Genomic DNA, 17,655 nt, shown 5'->3' with positions numbered 1-17,655 from the left:
CGGATCGAAGGATTGATGATGAACGGGACCGCATATGCGAGCTCTCCGACTGGCTGCGGCCATACTGCCGCCTATTTGACAGATGTAAAATTACGGCATAGATTTACGATTGTAAAGTAGGTTATGCAAGGACCCATGGACGCTCGTCTCGAACGATCCCGCGGCGCCATTTTAGACGCTGTCATTGAACTGCTGGACGCAGGACCTCTGTCCGGCCTCTCTATTACGCAGGTCGCAACAAAAGCTGCCGTCACGCGCCCCACATTCTACCAGCATTTTCCAGATCTCGCCGCCGCAGCGCGCGCGGCTGCCTTCATGCGCCTTGATGAGGCTCTGGCGCATTCAGAGGAAAATGAGGAATTGGCGGGCGAGGCGCTACGGGCGCATATCGAAAAGGCGGCGCTGGAAATTTTCGCCTATCTCGCACAACACCGCACTTTCTTTGTGCGGGTCATGGAAGAGGCCGGAAATGCGAGCTTTTTCGATGACCTGGTTTCGCTGACGGGAACGCGCCTCGTGCCCAGCCATATCGCACCTTCGGAAGCGAGCCCGGTCTACGCCCAGACAGTGAACCGCTTCTTTGCGGGCGGACTAAGCTGGCTCGCCATCAACTGGCTCAGAACCGAACCTGTGGAGCCAGCAGAAAAACTGGCTCAACGGATTGCGACACTGGTTTCAACGCTCAGTTTTGAGGGGCGCTAACGCGATCAAGTGGCGCGGACGGCCTGCAACTCGTCTAGACTGCCACGCACGCGATCGATGGCCTGCTCGACAGCTTGGGCAAGCATTTGCGGCAAAGCCGGCTTGTCGCAAAACGAGGCATCAGGATAGCGCGACGAGAGTTGGTCGTGGCTGGCATGGCCGGAGTGAAAAACAATCGGGACGCCCGCCTCTGCCAGCACATCTGCGGCAGGCAGGACTTCCCCGTCTTCAAGACGCACGTCGAGAACCGCGCATAGCGGCAAATTGTTCTCGAGATAACGAAGGGTATTGCGAACGCTGGAGAACGGACCGTCTACATCCCAGCCCGCTTCACGCAGAGTGTCTTCAACGTCCATCGCTGTAAGAAGCTCATCTTCGACCAGCAAGATCTTGTTATTCATCTAACTCAATTACCGAAGTCGGCACGCTTAACTCGTGTTTCAGGCGATTGTCATCCACTGTGGTGATCAGTTCGCCCGCCAATTGTCGCGCCGAGGTCTCCATAAGGATCGTTCCGAAACCGGAACTCTCAATGTGCGGTACAGCGGTCACCCGCTGCTCTGTCCATTCTAGGGACAGCCGGTGGTCATGAACAGACCATTCCACCAAAAGGTTCCCCGGCTCGGGCCCGAGGACGCCATATTTGACGGAATTGGTGGCCCATTCGTGGATGATGAGGGCAAAGGACGAGATGGCCGATGCCTTGACCTCCAGCACTGGCCCTGACGAATGGATCTGCGCATGCCCCTCATAGGGGGCAAGCGTCGCCAGAATGAGGTCCTTGATATTGGCCGACTGCTCGCCCTGCGCGCTGGTCGACAGGGAGTGGGCCCGGCCAAGCGCGGCGATACGCGAGCCGATGTCCTCGGCCATGTCGCCAACCTTCTCGTACCGGCGCGACGCGATGCGGATCATCCCCGCGATGAGCGCGAAGAGGTTTTTTACGCGGTGGTTCATTTCGCGCAGCATCACGTCGCGCGTTTCGGCCAATTGGTGCTCCGGCGTGACGTCGATGGTGACACCAATCAGGCGACGTTCACCATTATCATCGATCAGGCGGCCAAAGGCGCGGACCCAGCGAAGACCAGCGGTCGCCGATTGAAGACGGAAGGTCGCTTCGAAATCACCGCGGCCGAGCGAGGCGTCGTGGAGCTTTTCCTTCACCACCCTGCGGTCGGCGGGGAAAACGTAGTTGATCAGGTCATCGACCGCGCCATCGCGCTCATAGATGCCGAAATTCGCCAATTCGAAATTGTCTAGAATAGCTCGCCCCGTTAGCGGGCTATATTCCCAGACGCCAATTCCGGCGGTGCGGACCGCCATATCAAGGCGCTCACGGCCCTGCTCGAGCTCGCGCTCCATGGAGAGGAGATCTGTCAGTTCGGTGAGAACCAGCATGGCCCCATCGATCTCATTGGATGCGAGGCGATAGGGGCGGATCTTGAGCGCGAAGGTCCGACGACCGTCCTGGCTTAGCACGCGACGTTGGATGGACTCGCCCGTTTCCGCGACACGCTGAGCATCGTCCAAGTAGTCGGGCGAGGCCAGACGGCTTGCGACTTCGGAGAGCGAACGGCCACGGTCGCCGGCTTGCAGCGGGAAGACTGTCGTTGCGGCATTGGTGAAACTACGGACCCGCAGGTCACGATCGAGAACGATAACGGCGAGATCGGTTGAATCCAGGAAATTTCGGAGGTCGGCGTTGACGACGGAAATCTGATCGACCTTGGTCTTGAGCTCGTCGTTGACGGTCGAGAGCTCTTCATTGGTCGATTGAAGCTCCTCGTTCATCGACATCATTTCTTCGTTGGAGCTCTTGAGCTCCTCATTGGCCGTTTCGAGCTCTTCCACGGCGGAGCGGAGCCGATGACGGGTCAGACGCAGTTCGCTCTCGATGGCTTCGAGATGTTCATCGCCATCGCTTTCAGCCAGCGTGTCGCCATCGGTAAACATGGCAAAGGGCGCGGATTCCTGGAACACGAAGAGGAAGGTGCCATCAGCCAATGGATCGCAAACGACCTCAGCTGTCACCGTGCCGAAGTCGGACTGCACCTTGACGTCGCGGCTGACGACACGGCGCTTGGCTTCTTTGGCCTGGCGCAGCAGCGGAGTAATGGTGTTGCGAAGACCGGGACGTGCCAAAGACGTCGCGCTCGCCGTATCCATCGGGGTGACGGGAAAATCGAAGAAGCGGCCTAACCGGCCATAGGCAGCAACGATTAGCCCTTCGCCATCGACAACAAGGCTTGCTGGAACATAGCGCTCCATCAGCCGCGATTTGGCGAGGCCACCTTCCTTGACCACCCGTGTCACTTCGCTTGTGTCACGATCTGCACGACGCGGAGCGGCCTCACCGCGTCCGCCAGGCAGCTCCATGGGATAGCTCGGTGACGCGTTCGAGCGCTTGAAGATGCGTGCCTGGGCGTTGACGGCTGGGAAGAGATTGTCGAAGCGGCCGACGGTCTCGGACGGACCAAGCACCAGAAAACCACCGGGCTTCAATGCATAGTGCAGCAGCGGCAGGACCGACTGCTGCAGCTTGTCGTTGAAATAGATCAGCAGGTTTCGGCACGACACGAGATCGATGCGCGAGAATGGCGGATCCTTGACGACGCTATGATTGGAAAAGCGAATGAGATCGCGAATGTGCGAGGCGATCGTAAAGTGGTCTTTGTGGGGGACCGTGTATTTTTCGCGCAATCGAGCCGGAATGTCCGCCATGGCCGAATTGGGATAGGAGCCATCCCGCGCGATCTGAAGCATTTGCTCGTCGATATCGGTGGCGATGATCTGCACCGTCAACGGCCGGTTGAGGGTTTCCGCAGCCTCGGCAAAGAGCATGGCATAGGAATAGGCTTCTTCGCCCGACGAGCATCCCGGGATCCAGACCCTGATACCATCCTCGTCGGCATCGGCTGAGACAAGGGGCTTGATAGCCTCTTCGGCAACCTGCCGGAAAATGGCCTCATCGCGGAAAAAGCGCGTAACATTGATCAGAAGGTCGCGGAACAATGCCTCGCATTCGGCGCGGTCGGTGCGCGTCCGATCAAGATAATCCCGGCCTTTGGCTATGCCGAGGACATGCATGCGCCGTTCGACGCGACGCACGAGGGTCGAACGCTTGTAACCGGAAAAATCGTGTCCGACAGCAGTCCTCAAGACGCGGCAGAGTTCATCGACATGATCGGCGACAACTTCGGCCTGATCGTGTTTGTCGACTTTATGGCGATTGAAGAAAGACTGGAGCCGGCCAACGATCTCGGCGGGTGCGGCAACGAAATCGACCAGGCCCGTTCCCACGGCCGAAAGCGGCATGCCATCATATTTCGCGGTGCCGGGCTCCTGGACAACACTGATGCCGCCATGCTCCTTGATGGCGCGCAGACCCGTGGTGCCGTCGGCACCCGTGCCTGAGAGGATGACGCAGGCCGCGTTGGTCGTCTGGTCGAGCGCAAGCGAAATGAAGAAGTCATCGATCGGCCGCCGAAGGCCACGCGGCTGCTCGAAATCGGTCAGGGTCAGGTGACCATCCATAATGGCAAGGCCGTGGCCTGGCGGAATGATGTAGACCGTATCTGCCTCGACCTTTTCACCGCCCTCGCATTGCTTGACGATCAGCTCGGTGTGCCGATCGATCAACTGAGCCATCATGCTTTCGTGGTTGGGGTCGAGATGCTGCACCACGACAAAGCACATGCCCGGTGATGTGCCTGCTGCTGCAAACATGTCGCGGAGCGCTTCCAACCCGCCCGCTGATGCACCGATGCCGATAACCGGCACAGTGGCGTCTTCCTCGATGTCTGTCGTCACCGCCGGTTGGTTGAGGGTCACGAGTTGGACGCCTCCAACTGGGAAAGGATCATCTTGGCCTGAGCGATCATGGCGGCGGAATTGGCGATGGTTGCGAGCGAACCTTCGATGATCATGCCGCTTTCCTGCAGCACGGGTGAGAGACCCGAAATGGCTTGCGACAATTGCAGATCATAGCTGTCGAGCATGGAGAGATGCGACCGGCTCACATCGAACTGCGAGGCAAATATGTAGCGCGTCGTTCCGCTCGGTCCCTTGAGTTTTGACATGAAAAGCAAATTGACAAAGGGCTTGTCGTCCTTGGTGAAGTTGACGATGGGTGTACGCACCGTCTGGACGTCTGGTTCAGAGAGGAAACGGTGGATGTCGGTCAACGCGTCGACATTTTCGGATTTACCCCGCGACCGCGACACCTGAAGGAAGCGGCAATTCTGCCCGACGACTTCGTCGCTGCCATAGCCCGTCAGATCACAGAAAGCCGTATTGACCATGACCAGACGATGGTCGTCGTTGACATCGGCGAGAGCCAGGGCGACCCGGGCGCTGCTGATATAATTGGCCAATTCCGGAGTGATCTGCTGATCTGCCACGAGAGTCTCCAATGTTGGATCATGGACCGGGCCAGATCGAGTAAGACGGTTCTGCCAGAGAATGCACATCAAGGGCCAGAGGTTCTTATCCCTTTGCCCGACACGTGTCGCGAGAAACGACGGATTGGGGCAGGAATTGCGGACCACCCGAGGCAATGAACTTCGGGCGGATAGATTTTGTCCAAACAAATTAAGGCGATAACCGGTCCGTCCGCTCAGTTATCAGGATTATTAGTGCGGCGCCGATGGGCTTTCCGAGACGCGCTGCCCCTCCCATGCACATGACCGGAACCCGGCTCCTTCGATTGCCATTGTCGTATGCTGCCTGTCGCAGCCTGTCGTTTATGCGCATGACGCTCTTGCGGACGAGACTTCTCGCTTCCGTAGGCACATGCGTTAGCCAAGGTTTTGCAATGCCTGTTTACGCCTCTGACCGGGACGAGCGTCCCGTCCCCCGCGCCAGCTATCGTCTGCAGCTTAACAAGGATTTTGGATTTTCAGACGCCGAGAAACTGGCGCCGTACCTTGGCCGGCTAGGCATCAGCCACGCCTATCTCTCGCCAATTCTCAAAGCGCGGCCCGGCAGCATGCATGGCTATGACACGGTCGACCATACGCTCGTCAACCCAGAACTCGGCACGCTCGACGGCCTCAGGCAAATGGCGGCGGCGTTTCGGCGCGAGGGAATTGGCATCATCCTCGATATCGTGCCCAACCACATGGGCATTGGCGGGGCGGAAAACCCCTATTGGCTCAACGTGCTCGAATGGGGGCGCGATAGCCGCTATGCCTATTGGTTCGACATAAACTGGGCGCCGTCTGAACCATCGCTGCAGGATAAGGTTCTCATGCCATTCCTCGGCTCTGCGCTGGGCGAGGCAATTGAAACGGGACGCATGTCCCTCAAGTTTGATGATGCCACAGGTAGCTTTGCGATCTGGGCTGAAGACACGCACAAATTGCCGATCGACCCACGGCACTACGGGGAAATCCTCAAACATGCAGGCGACATAGACGAGGCCCTGCTCTCCGGCTGGGGCGTCGATCAGGATGTCGCAGCACAGCTCAAGACGCGGTTGGCAGAGGCTCGCGCCCCGGGCATCGAGATGGCAGTTCAGCACTTCAACAGCGAAGCGGGGCGGCAGGATCTCGCGGAGCTGATCGCCAAGCAGAACTGGCGCGCGGCGCGCTACTCCGTCGGTGCGGACGAAATCAATTATCGTCGCTTCTTCATCGTCTCCGATCTCGCGGCGATCCGTATCGAGCGGCAGGAGGTCTTCGACCATGCCCACAAGCTGATATTCCAGCTTGTCGAAGAGGGCTTGGTCGAGGGCTTGCGCATCGACCATATCGATGGCCTCTACGACCCCAAGCAATATACGTTGCGGCTGCGGCAAGCTTGCCCACGACCGATCTATCTCGTCGTCGAAAAAATCCTCGCGCCCGGCGAGGCCCTGCGGGCGGATTGGGATATCGACGGCACAACGGGCTATGAATTTGCCAATGTGACGGCTCAATTGCTCGTCGACCCAGCGGCAGAAAAAACGCTGACCGAATTTTATCGCGATTTTACCGGCGAAACGGGCACGCTCGACGCGCTGGAGCGGGAAGCCAAGCTCGAAATCATCGACTATGAAATGTCGGCCGAGCTTGACGCCCTGACGACCCGGCTTACTGCGATTGCTGGAAGCCACTGGACATCGGCAGACCTGACGCGCAACGGCATCCGTAACGCTCTGCGGCATTTCCTGTCCTGCCTTTCGGTCTATCGGACCTATGTCGACGGCGACACGACGGCGAGCGACCGAAATTATATCGAAGAGGCGCTGGCCGAAGCGCAGACGATGGCCCCGACGCTGGATGGGGCCCTGTTTGATTTCCTCAGGGATGTCGCGCTCCTCAATATCGAGGGAGACGACGTGCTCGAAACCGCGATGCGCCTGCAGCAATTTACCGGCCCGGCCATGGCCAAGGGTCTCGAGGATACGGCGCTCTATCGCTACAATCGCCTCATTGCCTTGTCGGATGTTGGCGAGCGGCCGGACCAGTTCTCGGCCAGTCCCGATCAGTTCCACGCATTCAACCGCGATCGCGCCGCAAATTTCCCCGGCGGCATGCTGACGAGTTCGAGCCACGACACCAAGCGCGGTGAAGATGTCCGCGCCCGGATCGCCGCGCTGTCGCTGCTACCGGATGAATGGATAGCAAAGGTCACCGAATGGCGCGCCCATTTCGGCGAGGATATCGACGCCAACGACCTTTATTATTTCTTCCAGCAATTGCTTGGCGCCTGGCCGGCGGAATTTGCGCGCTCCGGCGCGATCGACCCAGACAAACTGGAAACATTCCGCGAGCGCACAAGAGACGCCATGACCAAGGCTGTTCGCGAAGCGCGGCGGCATACGACTTGGACGGCAAACTCGGAGGACTACGAAGGCGCACTGATGGCGGTGGTCGATCAGACACTTGATCCAGATGGCGAGTTCCTGGCCGATTTCCGCGCCTTTGCGGACGAGATTGGGCCGCTTGGCGCGCGGAACAGCATCATCGCCGCGACGCTAAAGCTGACCGTGCCGGGCATGCCCGACATCTATCAAGGCGCCGAGCTCTATGAGCAGAGCATGGTCGACCCTGACAACCGTCGCCCAGTCGATTTTGCCGAGCGCACGGCACTGCTGAACGCGCTGCCCAATGATCTCAGCGAGACCATGGCCGATTGGACCAGCGGCAAGACCAAGCTTGGCGTGATCAGCCGGCTCTTGGCTCTTCGCAAGGAGATCCCAAACCTCTTTGCCAAGGGCCGTTACGAGCCGATCGCTTTCGACGAGGAAAATTCGCGCGCGGTCGGCTTCCTGCGGCGCGATGGCGATGCGACCATTCTGGTTCTGGCGTGGCTGGGGCTGCCGGAAGATACACCGGATCTAAAGGTGCAATTGCCAAGCGAGCTGGCGGCGGCAGACTGGACGAATGTATTCACTAGCCGCGAGGTCGACAGTGGTTCGCTCGACGAAATCCTGGGCGAGATGCCAGCCGCAGTGTTGCGGCTGGCCTGAGGGGTCAGACAGGTTCGGTGGCGCGGTCGCGGGTATGCCATTCCCCATCACGCCACTCGCGCACCGTCACGGTGATCAGCTCATTGCTGATGTCGATGAGGTTATAGGCATTGGGCTCACCACGGAGGCGCGTGGAGATCGCCGAGGACGCCTGGGCAATCAGGATCGGCGCAACGACAGACTTGCTGAGGCCCATCGGCTGTCCCTCGCGCTTCTTGTCGGTCTGTTCGTGTTTGCGCACGTAAGACAGATGAAAGTGACCCGACAGAACAAGGCGTACGCCGAGGCTCGCAAACGTTTCGAGCGCATCGTCCGCCCGCTTAACCCGCTTGGTCTTCTGGATCATCGGCTCAGTGGGAAAGAGCAAAGGATGATGGGCGACAATGACGCGCACCGCATTGGGCGAAGCCTTGGCAAAACGTTCATCTAGATCCTCGAGCTGGCCGCGCGAGATGGATCCATGCCCCCAGTTCCATTCGAGCCGTGCCCGACGTGACGTGCGCATGCCGACAATGGCAACGCCGTCCATTTCGAGAAACGGCTCGAGATCTGGCGAGATGTACTTTTTGTAGAACCCATAGGGATTGAAGAAACGACGCAGGATGTTGACGGCCGGCACGTCGTGATTGCCGGGAACGGCAAAGACAGGGGCGGTCAGCTTGTCAAGAAACTCACGCGCTTGCTCGAACTCTTCCTTGGTGCCGATCTGCGTGAAATCGCCGCTCGCCACGATCAGGTCGGGCTTCTGGGCGTTTATATCATCGGCAAATCCCTCTGCAAGCTTGGGATCGTGATGGCCGAAATGCAGGTCGGAGATATGCAGTATCTTCATGCGGCTTCCACATTAGGCTGGGTGGCGACTTCGGTCGGGACGATGACTGAAAGCGCCCGCGGTCGGATCGAGAAATTGAGCGGGCTCTGCAGCGCCTGGACTTCGCCGTCCAGCATGACTTTGACGAGCCCTTTTTTGGTCGTGATGACGACGCCATTGATGCTTTCCATCGACAGCGCCTCATCGCTACGCCAGCGACCCAGCAGCATATTGGTCGAAAGGCGGAAAAAATCGCCGGCATTGAGGTGCCGAAGGACATAAAGCGTCAGCACGCCGCGATCGAGACTGCCACGCGAGAAGAATTGCCCAAGCCCCTCGTCGTAGGAATTACTGGCCACCGCGATCGCCTGCACACGCTCAAGCCGCCGCTCGCCTTCGAGCGGCTCGATGGCTATGGCAAGGCGCTTGGCACGCGAGAGGCGACGGAAGAAATAGCGCACGAAGCCGATCTTGGCTGAGAATGTCTGCTTGCCGCGGATATGCTCGCGCCCGGCAGCAAGTCCGGGAATAAGCCCAATGACAACCTTGTGGAGAAAGATCTGACCATTGACCTCGCCGACATCGATGCGGTGCTCGACGCCAGTGGCCAACGCCGCAATCGCCGCAGGCAAGTTCAGCGGAACATGAAGATCCTTGGCGAGCGCATTGACTGTGCCAAGCGGAAGGATAGCCAGAGATTTTTCAGACCCAACAAGGGCGGACGCGACGGCCGTAATCGTACCATCGCCACCGGCGGCGACAATGACGGACGCATCACTTGCCATGGCATCGGCAAGCCGAGACGTGAATGTCACGTCGGTTCGTGCATCGACGGTTGCATGCAATTCGTGCGAGGCGAAGAGATCCTTGATGGACTCGGCAGAAACTCCCGTTGCGATGGCAGTTCCGGCATTGGCATTAAAAAGAACATAATAAGTTTTCTTGGTCACGGTGCCTGGCCCCGGTAAGACATTGGCATGGGAACGTGCGGGCAGCCCATGCGTTGCCAATGGCGCCGAAGGAAATCCATGTTCGACACACTCAGCCGTTCAAAGCACTACCGCCGCGTCCATAGCTTCGTGACCAAGGAAGCCAAACTCCTGACCGGGATAGCCCTGGTTTCGGGACTGATTCTGGCATTCCTCAAAATTGCCGACGAGATGATCGAAGGCGAAATGGAAGCCTTCGATCATGCTATCCTGATGGTCTTCCGCGACCCGACCAATGTTGATCAAATCATAGGACCGGCATGGGTCCATGAGATGGTGCGGGACCTCACCGCGCTCGGAAGCTTTGCCATCCTCGGGCTTATGGTGCTTGGTGTTTGCAGTTACCTCCTCCTCGCGCGCATGCGTGCAGAAGCACTGATGATCGTCGTCTCCGTGCTCGGTGGAACGCTTCTGAGTACTTTTCTTAAGATGTCGTATAACCGCCCGCGGCCGGACCTTGTCGCGATGTCGACCCAGTTCACCGCCAGTTTCCCCAGTGGACATGCCATGCTTTCTGCAGTGACGTTCTTGACGATCGGCGCTCTGCTCGCGCGGCTTGCACCAACGCGACCCCTGCGCATTTTCAGCATCAGCGCCGCGATCGTCCTGACCGTTATTGTGGGCATCAGCCGGCTCTACATGGGTGTGCACTATCCCAGCGACGTGCTTGCCGGCTGGTGTCTTGGTGCGGCGTGGGCGCTGTTTTGCGTCATGTGCGCCACCATCTTGCAGCGGCGCGGAACCATTCAGCAAGGCTTGCCTGAAGACGCTTGAGACTTGCCCTCGTAGGAAACAATCAAGATGATGCGCTCATTGCACTTGAGGCCGACTCGCCGTTTGCGCGTTTAGGTCCATGGTGACGGGAAAACCAGAAAGCTATGAACAGCGCTATTGACCCCTTGCTCCACCGTCTTGAGACGATCGGCACACTCACCGATGCCGACCGCGAGGAGCTGCGCCGCCTACCATTACGCGAGAGCGATCTCGCCAAGGGGAGCGAAATCGTCGCTGATGGCGAGGTGTCTTCGAGCTGCTGTCTTGTGGTGAGTGGCTACCTCTGCCGATCTAAAACGCTCCCGAACGGCAATCGCCAAATCTTTTCGCTACACACCGCGGGCGACATTCCTGACCTTCACAGTCTCCATCTAAACATGATGGATCACAGTCTGAGCGCGATCAGCGATTGCCGTATAGCGCGCATCCCGCATGACGCGGTCTATGAGGCACTTGACCGATCCCCAACGCTGAATGCCCTACTTTGGCGCGACACGTTGATCGATTCAGCGGCGTTTCGCGCTTGGATGCTCATGCTTGGCCAAGCCGAGGCGGTTTCGCGCATGGCGCACTTCTTCTGCGAGCTGTTTACTCGTGCCGCCATGGCTGGGCTGACCGAGAATAACACCTTTGCCCTGCCCCTGACGCAGGCCGACCTCGGCGATATATTGGGAATCTCGATGGTGCACGCCAATAGGACCCTTCAGGACCTGCGTGGACGGGGCGTGATGGATTTCGATCAGCAGATCGTCTCTATTCTGCGTTGGCAAGAGCTGCGCAAACTTGGGCAGTTTGACCCCTCCTATCTGCACTATCTCGACGGCCGAGTCGGCCGGGATAATCCAGCAAAACTCTAGCCAAGGATTTTTGAAGGAACCCAAGCCACTAGAGTGCGCTTCTCACTGCCGAGGAGTTCGCTCGATGCCACGGTTTTACTTCGATTTCGCGTCCAACGATGATGTCAGTGTCGACACGATCGGCCAGGAGCTGGAAAACGAAGATATGGCGCATAAGGAAGCAGTGAAGGCACTAGCCGAGATCGCTGCCGAGGAAATTCCAAGGGATGGCGAATTGGTCCTGACCGTCACCGTTACAGATGCCGAACGGCAAACCTTGTTCACGGCTCAAATGACATTTCGGCCGACGATTTAGTCCATCGCGCTGTGCCTGACGAACTTATCCGCACAAAATTGCAGCCAAGCCCTCGGCCCCTCTGCTAGAACTCGCCGCTGTCGATGTGACGTCTTGTGAGACCCGGTTTTGGCTTCGGAACGCAGCACTATTCTTGGCGATCTGGGTCACTCCGCTCGGCTCCGCCACAGGTTTCTATTGGCCGTAATATCAGTCCTCTTGCTGATCGCGTTCATTTTGGCGATCTGCCTCGGCTCCACTTCCATACCGCTCCAGTCAGTAGTCTCAGTTCTGACCGGGCAGACAAGCACCGCCGCGGGTGACGCAGACATCATCCTCTCCATACGCCTGCCCCGCGCCTTGACGGCAGGCCTTGCCGGAGCCGCGCTGAGCGTTGCCGGGCTCCAGATGCAGACGATGATGCGCAATCCACTGGCCGATCCCTTCGTTCTCGGCATTACCTCGGGCGCAAGCCTTGGCGTCGCGCTCGTAGTGCTCGCCTCAGGCAGCGCCATCGGCGTGTTCTTGACGGGCGGCTTGGGCATCGGGAGCGGCTTTGCGCTCGTCATTGCGGCCACGCTGGGCGGCTTGCTGGTTTTGCTGCCGACGCTGGCTGTTGCATCGCGCCTCCAAAACCCAACCACTGTTCTGGTTTTTGGTTTGATGACGGGCTACGCCGTTTCCGCCTTTGTGACGCTCCTCGTCGCGGGGGCGGCGCCGGATCAATTAGCGCGTTGGGTAGCCTGGGGGTTTGGATCGTTCAGCGCGGTGACCTGGACGCAATTACAGGTGCTAGCGCCGGTGGTCATCATCGGCCTCCTGATTGCGTGCCTCAGCATCAAACAACTCAACGCTCTGCTCCTCGGAGAGACCTACGCGCAATCAATGGGGTTGAACACCAAGGCGATGCATCTTGTGACCATGGGGACAGCGTCCATGCTCGCCGGCGCGGTGACCGCTTTTTGCGGACCAATCGGCTTTCTCGGCGTGGCAGTGCCCCACATCGCACGCTCTCTGCTCAAATCCTCCGACCACCGCGTTCTGGTACCAGCCTCGATCATGCTTGGCGCTCTCCTCGCCCTTCTCGCGCAATTGATTTCGCTGCTGCCCAGCCAATTCGGCGTCTTGCCACTCAATGCAGTGACGGCGCTGATCGGCGCGCCGGTCGTCGTTCTCGTGATCCTCCGCGCCCGAAACGGGGGCTTTGTCGGATGACGGCGCTGCTTGAGGCAAGGGATCTCGCGGTCGGCTATGGCCGTCGGCGCGACAAGCGCACGGTTCTGACCGGGCTCAACCTGACCGTCCAACCTAGCGAGATGGTTTGTCTATTGGGCCCCAACGGAGTGGGAAAATCGACACTGATGCGGACCCTGGCGCGGGCCCTGCGGCCGCTCTCCGGAACCGTTGCTATCGCGGGCAGTGATACCGCCCGAATGTCACCTGCCGAGCTGGCCCGGCACGTTGGGGTCGTGCTCACAGAGCGCATCAACATCGGCGCCATGCCCGCTTTTCGGCTGGTCGAGCTTGGCCGATACCCACACGTGAATTGGGCAGGACAGTTGGGCGAGGCGGATCGAGAGATTGTACGGGAGGCCATTGTCTCCGTCGGTGCAGCGCATCTGGCGCATCGCGATATCAGCGAGTTGTCAGACGGCGAACGCCAGCGCTTCATGATCGCGCGGGCTCTCGCACAAAAGCCATCCGTTCTGTTGCTCGATGAACCATCGGCATTTCTTGACGTTTCAGGACGTGTCGAGATGGTCGCCATGCTCCGCCATTTGGCGCGCGATCAAAATATTGCGGTCATTCTCTCAAGCCATGATCTGGACCTGTCGCTGCGCACCGCCGACACGATCTGGCTGATCGATGGCAAGCGCCACCTCCACATCGGTGCGCCGGAAGACCTGCTTGCCGATGACACATTTGCGGCGGTGTTTTCGGGGCCAAACGTTACCTTTTCGGTAACCGATCGAAGCTTCAGGATCAGAACGCATCCTCGCGGTCGCGCCTTCGTTTCCGGTTTTGCAGGCCGAGTAGATTTTGCGCGTTCAGTTCTCGAACGGGAGGGATTTGCGCCCTCAGATTCGCCCATGGCCGAGTTGCTGGTGACCGTTGGCGAACACGGGTGGACGGCCAACGGAAACGGCACGCAGGCGGAGGGGCAAAGCTTTGCAGACCTCGCCCGCTTTGCCCGGCGAACGGGAGAAGGCGTCCAGTGATTTCCTATCGAGTTTTTATCGGCCTTCTCCTAGCCCTCTTCAGCGTGTCGCCATCGGTGGCGGCGCCGGCGCTCGACGCGAAGGGCTGCGCCACCGCTTACGAGGCGGGGCAGGACTATTTTGCAGCCAAGTCGAGCATCGAATTCTCGGACAATTTCTCCGTCACGTATTTTGGGAATTACAAAATCGTCACCGTCGACCGGCCCTATCTGGGCGGCCAACCCGAGCACTATGTGCTGGTGCAATGTGGCACGCCGAGCCCGGACCTCGGACCCGACATGGCCAGCGCGCCGCGGATTGCCGTGCCGGTTCAGTCGTTGTTTTCCGGCAGCACGGCACAGGCCCCCGCCCTTGTTGCCGTCGGCGGATTGAAGGCGCTGACCGGAGTGGCCCGGCGAGATTTCATCGCGACGCCGGAAGTGATTGCGCAGATGGCAACGGCCCAGGTGATCGAATACGAAACCTCTGGTGTCGTCGATATCGAGGCCGTGGTCGCGGCGCGGCCCGACGTGTTCATGGCGGGCGGGGGTGGCGAGGCCGAAATCCAGCGGCTCGCAGCGGCAGGCATTGCCGTCGTCAACTTTGCCGATTGGCAGGACACATCGCCGCTCGGCCGAGCCGAATGGGTCAAGTTCATCGGGCTTTTCTTCAATGCCGAGGCCAAGGCCGAAGAGAGCTTTGCAGAGGTCGCAAAGCGATATGCAGCAGCGGAGGCATTGGTCTCAGGAGTTGCGGAAGACGATAAGCCGTTTGTCCTTAGCGGACAGGCGTTCGGTGGCGTGTTCTTTGCGGCGGGCGGCAAGTCATTCATTGCGCAGCTCATTGCCGATGCAGGCGGACGCTATATCTTTGCTGATAATACCAGCACCGGTAGCTTCGAAATCCATGACCTCGAACAGCTGGTGACCCGCGCGCGGGAGGCAAGTGTCTGGATCCAGGCGGCAATGACCTATCGCAGCCTTGCCGATATCGCGGCAGAAAATCCCCGCCTCGCCGCGCTGCCCGCGGCCCAGGCAGGAGAGGTATGGATACCCGATGCATTGAAGGGGCCGAATGGCGGCGTGCAGTTCTACGAACTGGGCACCATGCGCCCCGATCTGGTGCTGCTGGATCTGATCTCGATCCTCTATCCAGAAAAACTGCCGGGCTACCAGCGCGTGTTCAATCGCGCGATCACGATCGATTAAGGCGACACTGTGGATAGCCCCTCGCGAACGGTCTTACGCCGTTGACTTGAATTAAGGCTTTGTTCATTTTCGGCCCGTCCATGGTCCTCGCAAGGGGATAATAGGGAAGCCGGTCAAGGAGCGATCCCCAGTCCGACGCTGCCCCCGCAACTGTAAGCGGAGACGACGTTTCAGTGTCCACTGGCTTTTGGGCTGGGAAGGCGAAACGTCGGCTTGATCCGCGAGCCAGGAGACCTGCCATGGAAGCGGAATCCATTTCAGGCTGATCGGGCGGATCGGGCGGAGGACAAGACAGACGATGAGCGATCGTCCCCCGATGCCGTCGCGCCGCTAATCCGGCCGCACGCCCCACCTCATTTCAATCTCTGTGCGCCTCATGCGCGGGAAGCATTCACGCTTCCGCCTGAGCCGTCGCGCCACCTCGAAAGCCACGCCCTATGCGTTTCAAGTCGCTCACCTCGTCCATCGCCCTGCTGACTGCCACTCTGGCGATAGCCCTTCCCGTTACGGCTCAGGAAACGATCCTCCCCAAGCTCGTCATCAATGCCGGTGGCCTGACCCCGTTTGAAGAGAATGAAATCGGGCGGTCCTATACCGTGATCGATGGGGATCAGATTGCATTGAGCGGCACGCCCTATATCGCGGACGTGCTGCGTCAGGTGCCCGGATTTGCGGTGTCTCGCACGGGCTCCTTCGGCAACAAGACGCAGATCCGCGTCCGTGGCGCCGAAGCCAATCATGTACTCGTGCTGATCGATGGCGTGCCGGTCAGCGAAAACTCGGACGGTGAATTCGACTTTGCGCGTTTGGCGATGACCAATGTCGAACGCATCGAAATTCTGCGCGGTCCGCAAAGCGCCTTCTGGGGCGCCAATGCCATGGCAGGCGTTATCAATATCGTGACCAAATCGGTATCCGAGGACGGTTTGCACGGCACTCTGGCGGGTGAAACGGGCACAGACGGCACGAAGATGACCAGCGGGTCGCTGGCCTATGGCCAGAACAATTTCGACATTTCTGGTTCGCTGACCATGCGGCACACCGACGGCTTCAATATCTCCTCGTTTGGCACCGAGCTCGACGGAGCCAATCACATCGATGCCAATGGTCGATTTGCCGCCGATATCACGCCGCAGCTTACCCTTGATGGCAGCATCCGTTATGCGCGCATCGATGCGGACGCTGATGGCCAGGATTTTTCCGGGATCGTTCAGGACACCCCGGACACCGCCACCATCAAGGAGCTTTCGGGCGCTCTTGGTCTTGGCTGGGTGAGCGAAGATGGCCTTTGGTTTCAAAATGCCCGCGTGAGCGCCGGGACGATCGAGCGCGGCGCCAACGATCAGTTTGGTGCGTCGCTCAATACCAACGATCGCTACAAGGCGTCCTATCAGGTCGGCCGCAACTTCGACACGCCCGATTTCCTCGACAGCACGCATACCGTTACGCTCGGCTATGACGTCGTCTACGAAACCTTCCAGCAACTCGTGCCGACCAAGCTCGATGTGCAGAAGCGCGTTACCAATTCGCTCGCCGGGGAATATCGCGGCACATATTTCGATCAGGTTTTCCTGACTGCAGCCCTGCGCCACGATTTCAACGAAGGCTTTGCCGACGTCACCACCTATAGCCTCAGCGGCGCATGGCAGGTTCCGGATACCGGAACGCGCCTCCACGCTTCGCTCGGGACCGGTTCGACCAATCCGACCTTCTACGAGCAGTTCGGCTTCAATCCCGCCCTGTTCATTCCCAATCCCGGTCTGGTGCCGGAATCGAGTTTTGGCTGGGATATTGGGGTCGAGCAGAGCCTGCTTGACGGTGTGGTGGTTCTCGACGCGACCTATTTCAACCAGACTCTCGAAAACCAGATCCAGACGCAGGGTTTTGCACCCAGCACGGTCGTCAATCTGCTCGGCACCAGCACTCGCCAAGGCGTCGAGCTATCCGCACGCGTCAACATCGTCGAAGGTCTGACGGCTGGGGTGACCTACACCTATCTCGACGCTCGCCAGCCGAATGGTGCACGAGAGATCCGTCGTCCTGAGCACTCTGGCGCGATCGACATCGCCTATACGCTGCCGGAAATTCCGTTGACGCTGCATAGCGAGGTGGTTTTGAGCGGCCCGAACCTCGATACCGATTTTTCTCAGTTCCCAGCCGTCAACGTGACGCTTCCGGCCTACACCGTTGTCAACGCGGGGCTCAACTACAAGATCAATGATCAGGTAGAGGTCTATGGCCGCGTGCAGAACCTATTTGACACCAAGTACCAGGAGGTTCTGGGCTACAACACGCAGGGCCGGACTTTCTATGCGGGCGCCAAGGCAAGCTTCTAAGGCGACTGCGCCTTCACATCTGCCGGCATGAGCACCACATCGGGCTTGGCTTT

The 17,655-nt window shown here is 59.2% G+C and carries 14 protein-coding genes and 1 riboswitch; of the genes, 9 read left to right on the top strand and 5 right to left on the bottom strand.

The features are described 5' to 3' along the window. Positions 1–135 precede the first annotated feature (135 nt). Positions 136–702 carry a TetR/AcrR family transcriptional regulator gene (locus tag ASG47_RS19340; protein ID WP_061911877.1) on the top strand — a complete coding sequence of 189 codons (567 nt, stop codon included), beginning with the start codon at positions 136–138 and terminating at the stop codon, positions 700–702. Between the two features lie 5 nt (positions 703–707). Here ASG47_RS19340 and ASG47_RS19335 read toward each other — a convergent pair whose 3' ends face one another. The 3 genes from ASG47_RS19335 to ASG47_RS19325 are packed head-to-tail and all read right to left on the bottom strand — an operon-like array spanning position 708 to position 5,102. Then, entirely contained in the window at positions 708–1,103 is a 396-nt protein-coding gene (locus tag ASG47_RS19335) for a response regulator (protein ID WP_061911876.1), read from the bottom strand. Next, the gene (locus ASG47_RS19330) at positions 1,096–4,533 is read right to left on the bottom strand and encodes a chemotaxis protein CheB (protein WP_244487142.1); all 3,438 of its coding nucleotides are present in this window, start codon (positions 4,531–4,533) and stop codon (positions 1,096–1,098) included. The genes ASG47_RS19335 and ASG47_RS19330 overlap by 8 nt, the downstream gene beginning before the upstream one ends. Continuing rightward, on the bottom strand, positions 4,530–5,102 hold the full coding sequence (locus ASG47_RS19325) for a PAS domain-containing protein (RefSeq protein WP_061911875.1): 573 nt from the start codon (positions 5,100–5,102) through the stop codon (positions 4,530–4,532). Before ASG47_RS19325 ends, ASG47_RS19330 begins: the two co-directional genes overlap by 4 nt. 413 nt (positions 5,103–5,515) lie before the next feature. On the opposite strand from ASG47_RS19325, the gene treY reads away from it, so the two are divergent. After that, positions 5,516–8,155, top strand: a complete 2,640-nt coding sequence (gene treY / locus ASG47_RS19320) for a malto-oligosyltrehalose synthase (protein WP_061911874.1) — start codon at positions 5,516–5,518, stop codon at positions 8,153–8,155. A 4-nt stretch (positions 8,156–8,159) separates the two neighbouring features. Here treY and ASG47_RS19315 read toward each other — a convergent pair whose 3' ends face one another. Then, positions 8,160–8,987, bottom strand: a complete 828-nt coding sequence (locus ASG47_RS19315) for a metallophosphoesterase family protein (RefSeq protein WP_061911873.1) — start codon at positions 8,985–8,987, stop codon at positions 8,160–8,162. Beyond that, positions 8,984–9,916 (bottom strand): diacylglycerol/lipid kinase family protein, encoded by a 933-nt coding sequence (locus ASG47_RS19310; protein ID WP_061911872.1) that lies wholly within the window; start codon positions 9,914–9,916, stop codon positions 8,984–8,986. The genes ASG47_RS19315 and ASG47_RS19310 overlap by 4 nt, the downstream gene beginning before the upstream one ends. A 78-nt stretch (positions 9,917–9,994) precedes the next feature. Here ASG47_RS19310 and ASG47_RS19305 point away from each other — a divergent pair, with 78 nt between their 5' ends. From ASG47_RS19305 to ASG47_RS19275, 7 genes are all read left to right on the top strand, one after another. Beyond that, positions 9,995–10,729: a phosphatase PAP2 family protein gene (locus ASG47_RS19305; RefSeq protein ID WP_061911871.1), complete on the top strand. Its 735-nt coding sequence runs from the start codon at positions 9,995–9,997 to the stop codon at positions 10,727–10,729. Positions 10,730–10,833: 104 nt separating this feature from the next. Continuing rightward, on the top strand, positions 10,834–11,586 hold the full coding sequence (locus ASG47_RS19300; RefSeq protein ID WP_061911870.1) for a Crp/Fnr family transcriptional regulator: 753 nt from the start codon (positions 10,834–10,836) through the stop codon (positions 11,584–11,586). A 64-nt stretch (positions 11,587–11,650) separates the two neighbouring features. Further along, on the top strand, positions 11,651–11,881 hold the full coding sequence (locus ASG47_RS19295) for a DUF6894 family protein (protein ID WP_061911869.1): 231 nt from the start codon (positions 11,651–11,653) through the stop codon (positions 11,879–11,881). A gap of 177 nt (positions 11,882–12,058) precedes the next feature. Continuing rightward, a complete protein-coding gene (locus tag ASG47_RS19290) occupies positions 12,059–13,075 on the top strand; it encodes an iron ABC transporter permease (RefSeq protein WP_200940977.1) in 1,017 nt (338 codons plus the stop codon). Next, entirely contained in the window at positions 13,072–14,079 is a 1,008-nt protein-coding gene (locus tag ASG47_RS19285) for an ABC transporter ATP-binding protein (protein WP_061911868.1), read from the top strand. Before ASG47_RS19290 ends, ASG47_RS19285 begins: the two co-directional genes overlap by 4 nt. Continuing rightward, positions 14,076–15,266 carry an ABC transporter substrate-binding protein gene (locus tag ASG47_RS19280; protein ID WP_061911867.1) on the top strand — a complete coding sequence of 397 codons (1,191 nt, stop codon included), beginning with the start codon at positions 14,076–14,078 and terminating at the stop codon, positions 15,264–15,266. The genes ASG47_RS19285 and ASG47_RS19280 overlap by 4 nt, the downstream gene beginning before the upstream one ends. 64 nt (positions 15,267–15,330) lie before the next feature. Further along, positions 15,331–15,523, top strand: a riboswitch (cobalamin riboswitch). 180 nt (positions 15,524–15,703) lie between these two features. Continuing rightward, complete coding sequence (locus ASG47_RS19275; protein ID WP_061911866.1) at positions 15,704–17,602, top strand: TonB-dependent receptor plug domain-containing protein; 1,899 nt, start codon at positions 15,704–15,706, stop codon at positions 17,600–17,602. Positions 17,603–17,655: the final 53 nt, after the last annotated feature.

This window comes from Devosia sp. Leaf420 (assembly GCF_001425445.1).
Lineage (GTDB): Bacteria > Pseudomonadota > Alphaproteobacteria > Rhizobiales > Devosiaceae > Devosia.
The sequence above is the reverse complement of the archived record's forward strand: the minus strand, read 5'-3'. Positions and strand labels throughout refer to the sequence as shown.

What these genes read in the sequence shown, in the direction of transcription:
- ASG47_RS19340 (WP_061911877.1), top strand. Translation starts at nt 136, where the DNA reads ATGGACGCTCGTCTCGAACGATCCCGCGGCGCCATTTTAGACGCTGTC.
- ASG47_RS19335 (WP_061911876.1), bottom strand. Translation starts at nt 1,103, where the DNA reads ATGAATAACAAGATCTTGCTGGTCGAAGATGAGCTTCTTACAGCGATG.
- treY (WP_061911874.1), top strand. Translation starts at nt 5,516, where the DNA reads ATGCCTGTTTACGCCTCTGACCGGGACGAGCGTCCCGTCCCCCGCGCC.
- ASG47_RS19315 (WP_061911873.1), bottom strand. Translation starts at nt 8,987, where the DNA reads ATGAAGATACTGCATATCTCCGACCTGCATTTCGGCCATCACGATCCC.
- ASG47_RS19305 (WP_061911871.1), top strand. Translation starts at nt 9,995, where the DNA reads ATGTTCGACACACTCAGCCGTTCAAAGCACTACCGCCGCGTCCATAGC.
- ASG47_RS19300 (WP_061911870.1), top strand. Translation starts at nt 10,834, where the DNA reads ATGAACAGCGCTATTGACCCCTTGCTCCACCGTCTTGAGACGATCGGC.
- ASG47_RS19295 (WP_061911869.1), top strand. Translation starts at nt 11,651, where the DNA reads ATGCCACGGTTTTACTTCGATTTCGCGTCCAACGATGATGTCAGTGTC.
- ASG47_RS19285 (WP_061911868.1), top strand. Translation starts at nt 13,072, where the DNA reads ATGACGGCGCTGCTTGAGGCAAGGGATCTCGCGGTCGGCTATGGCCGT.
- ASG47_RS19275 (WP_061911866.1), top strand. Translation starts at nt 15,704, where the DNA reads ATGCGTTTCAAGTCGCTCACCTCGTCCATCGCCCTGCTGACTGCCACT.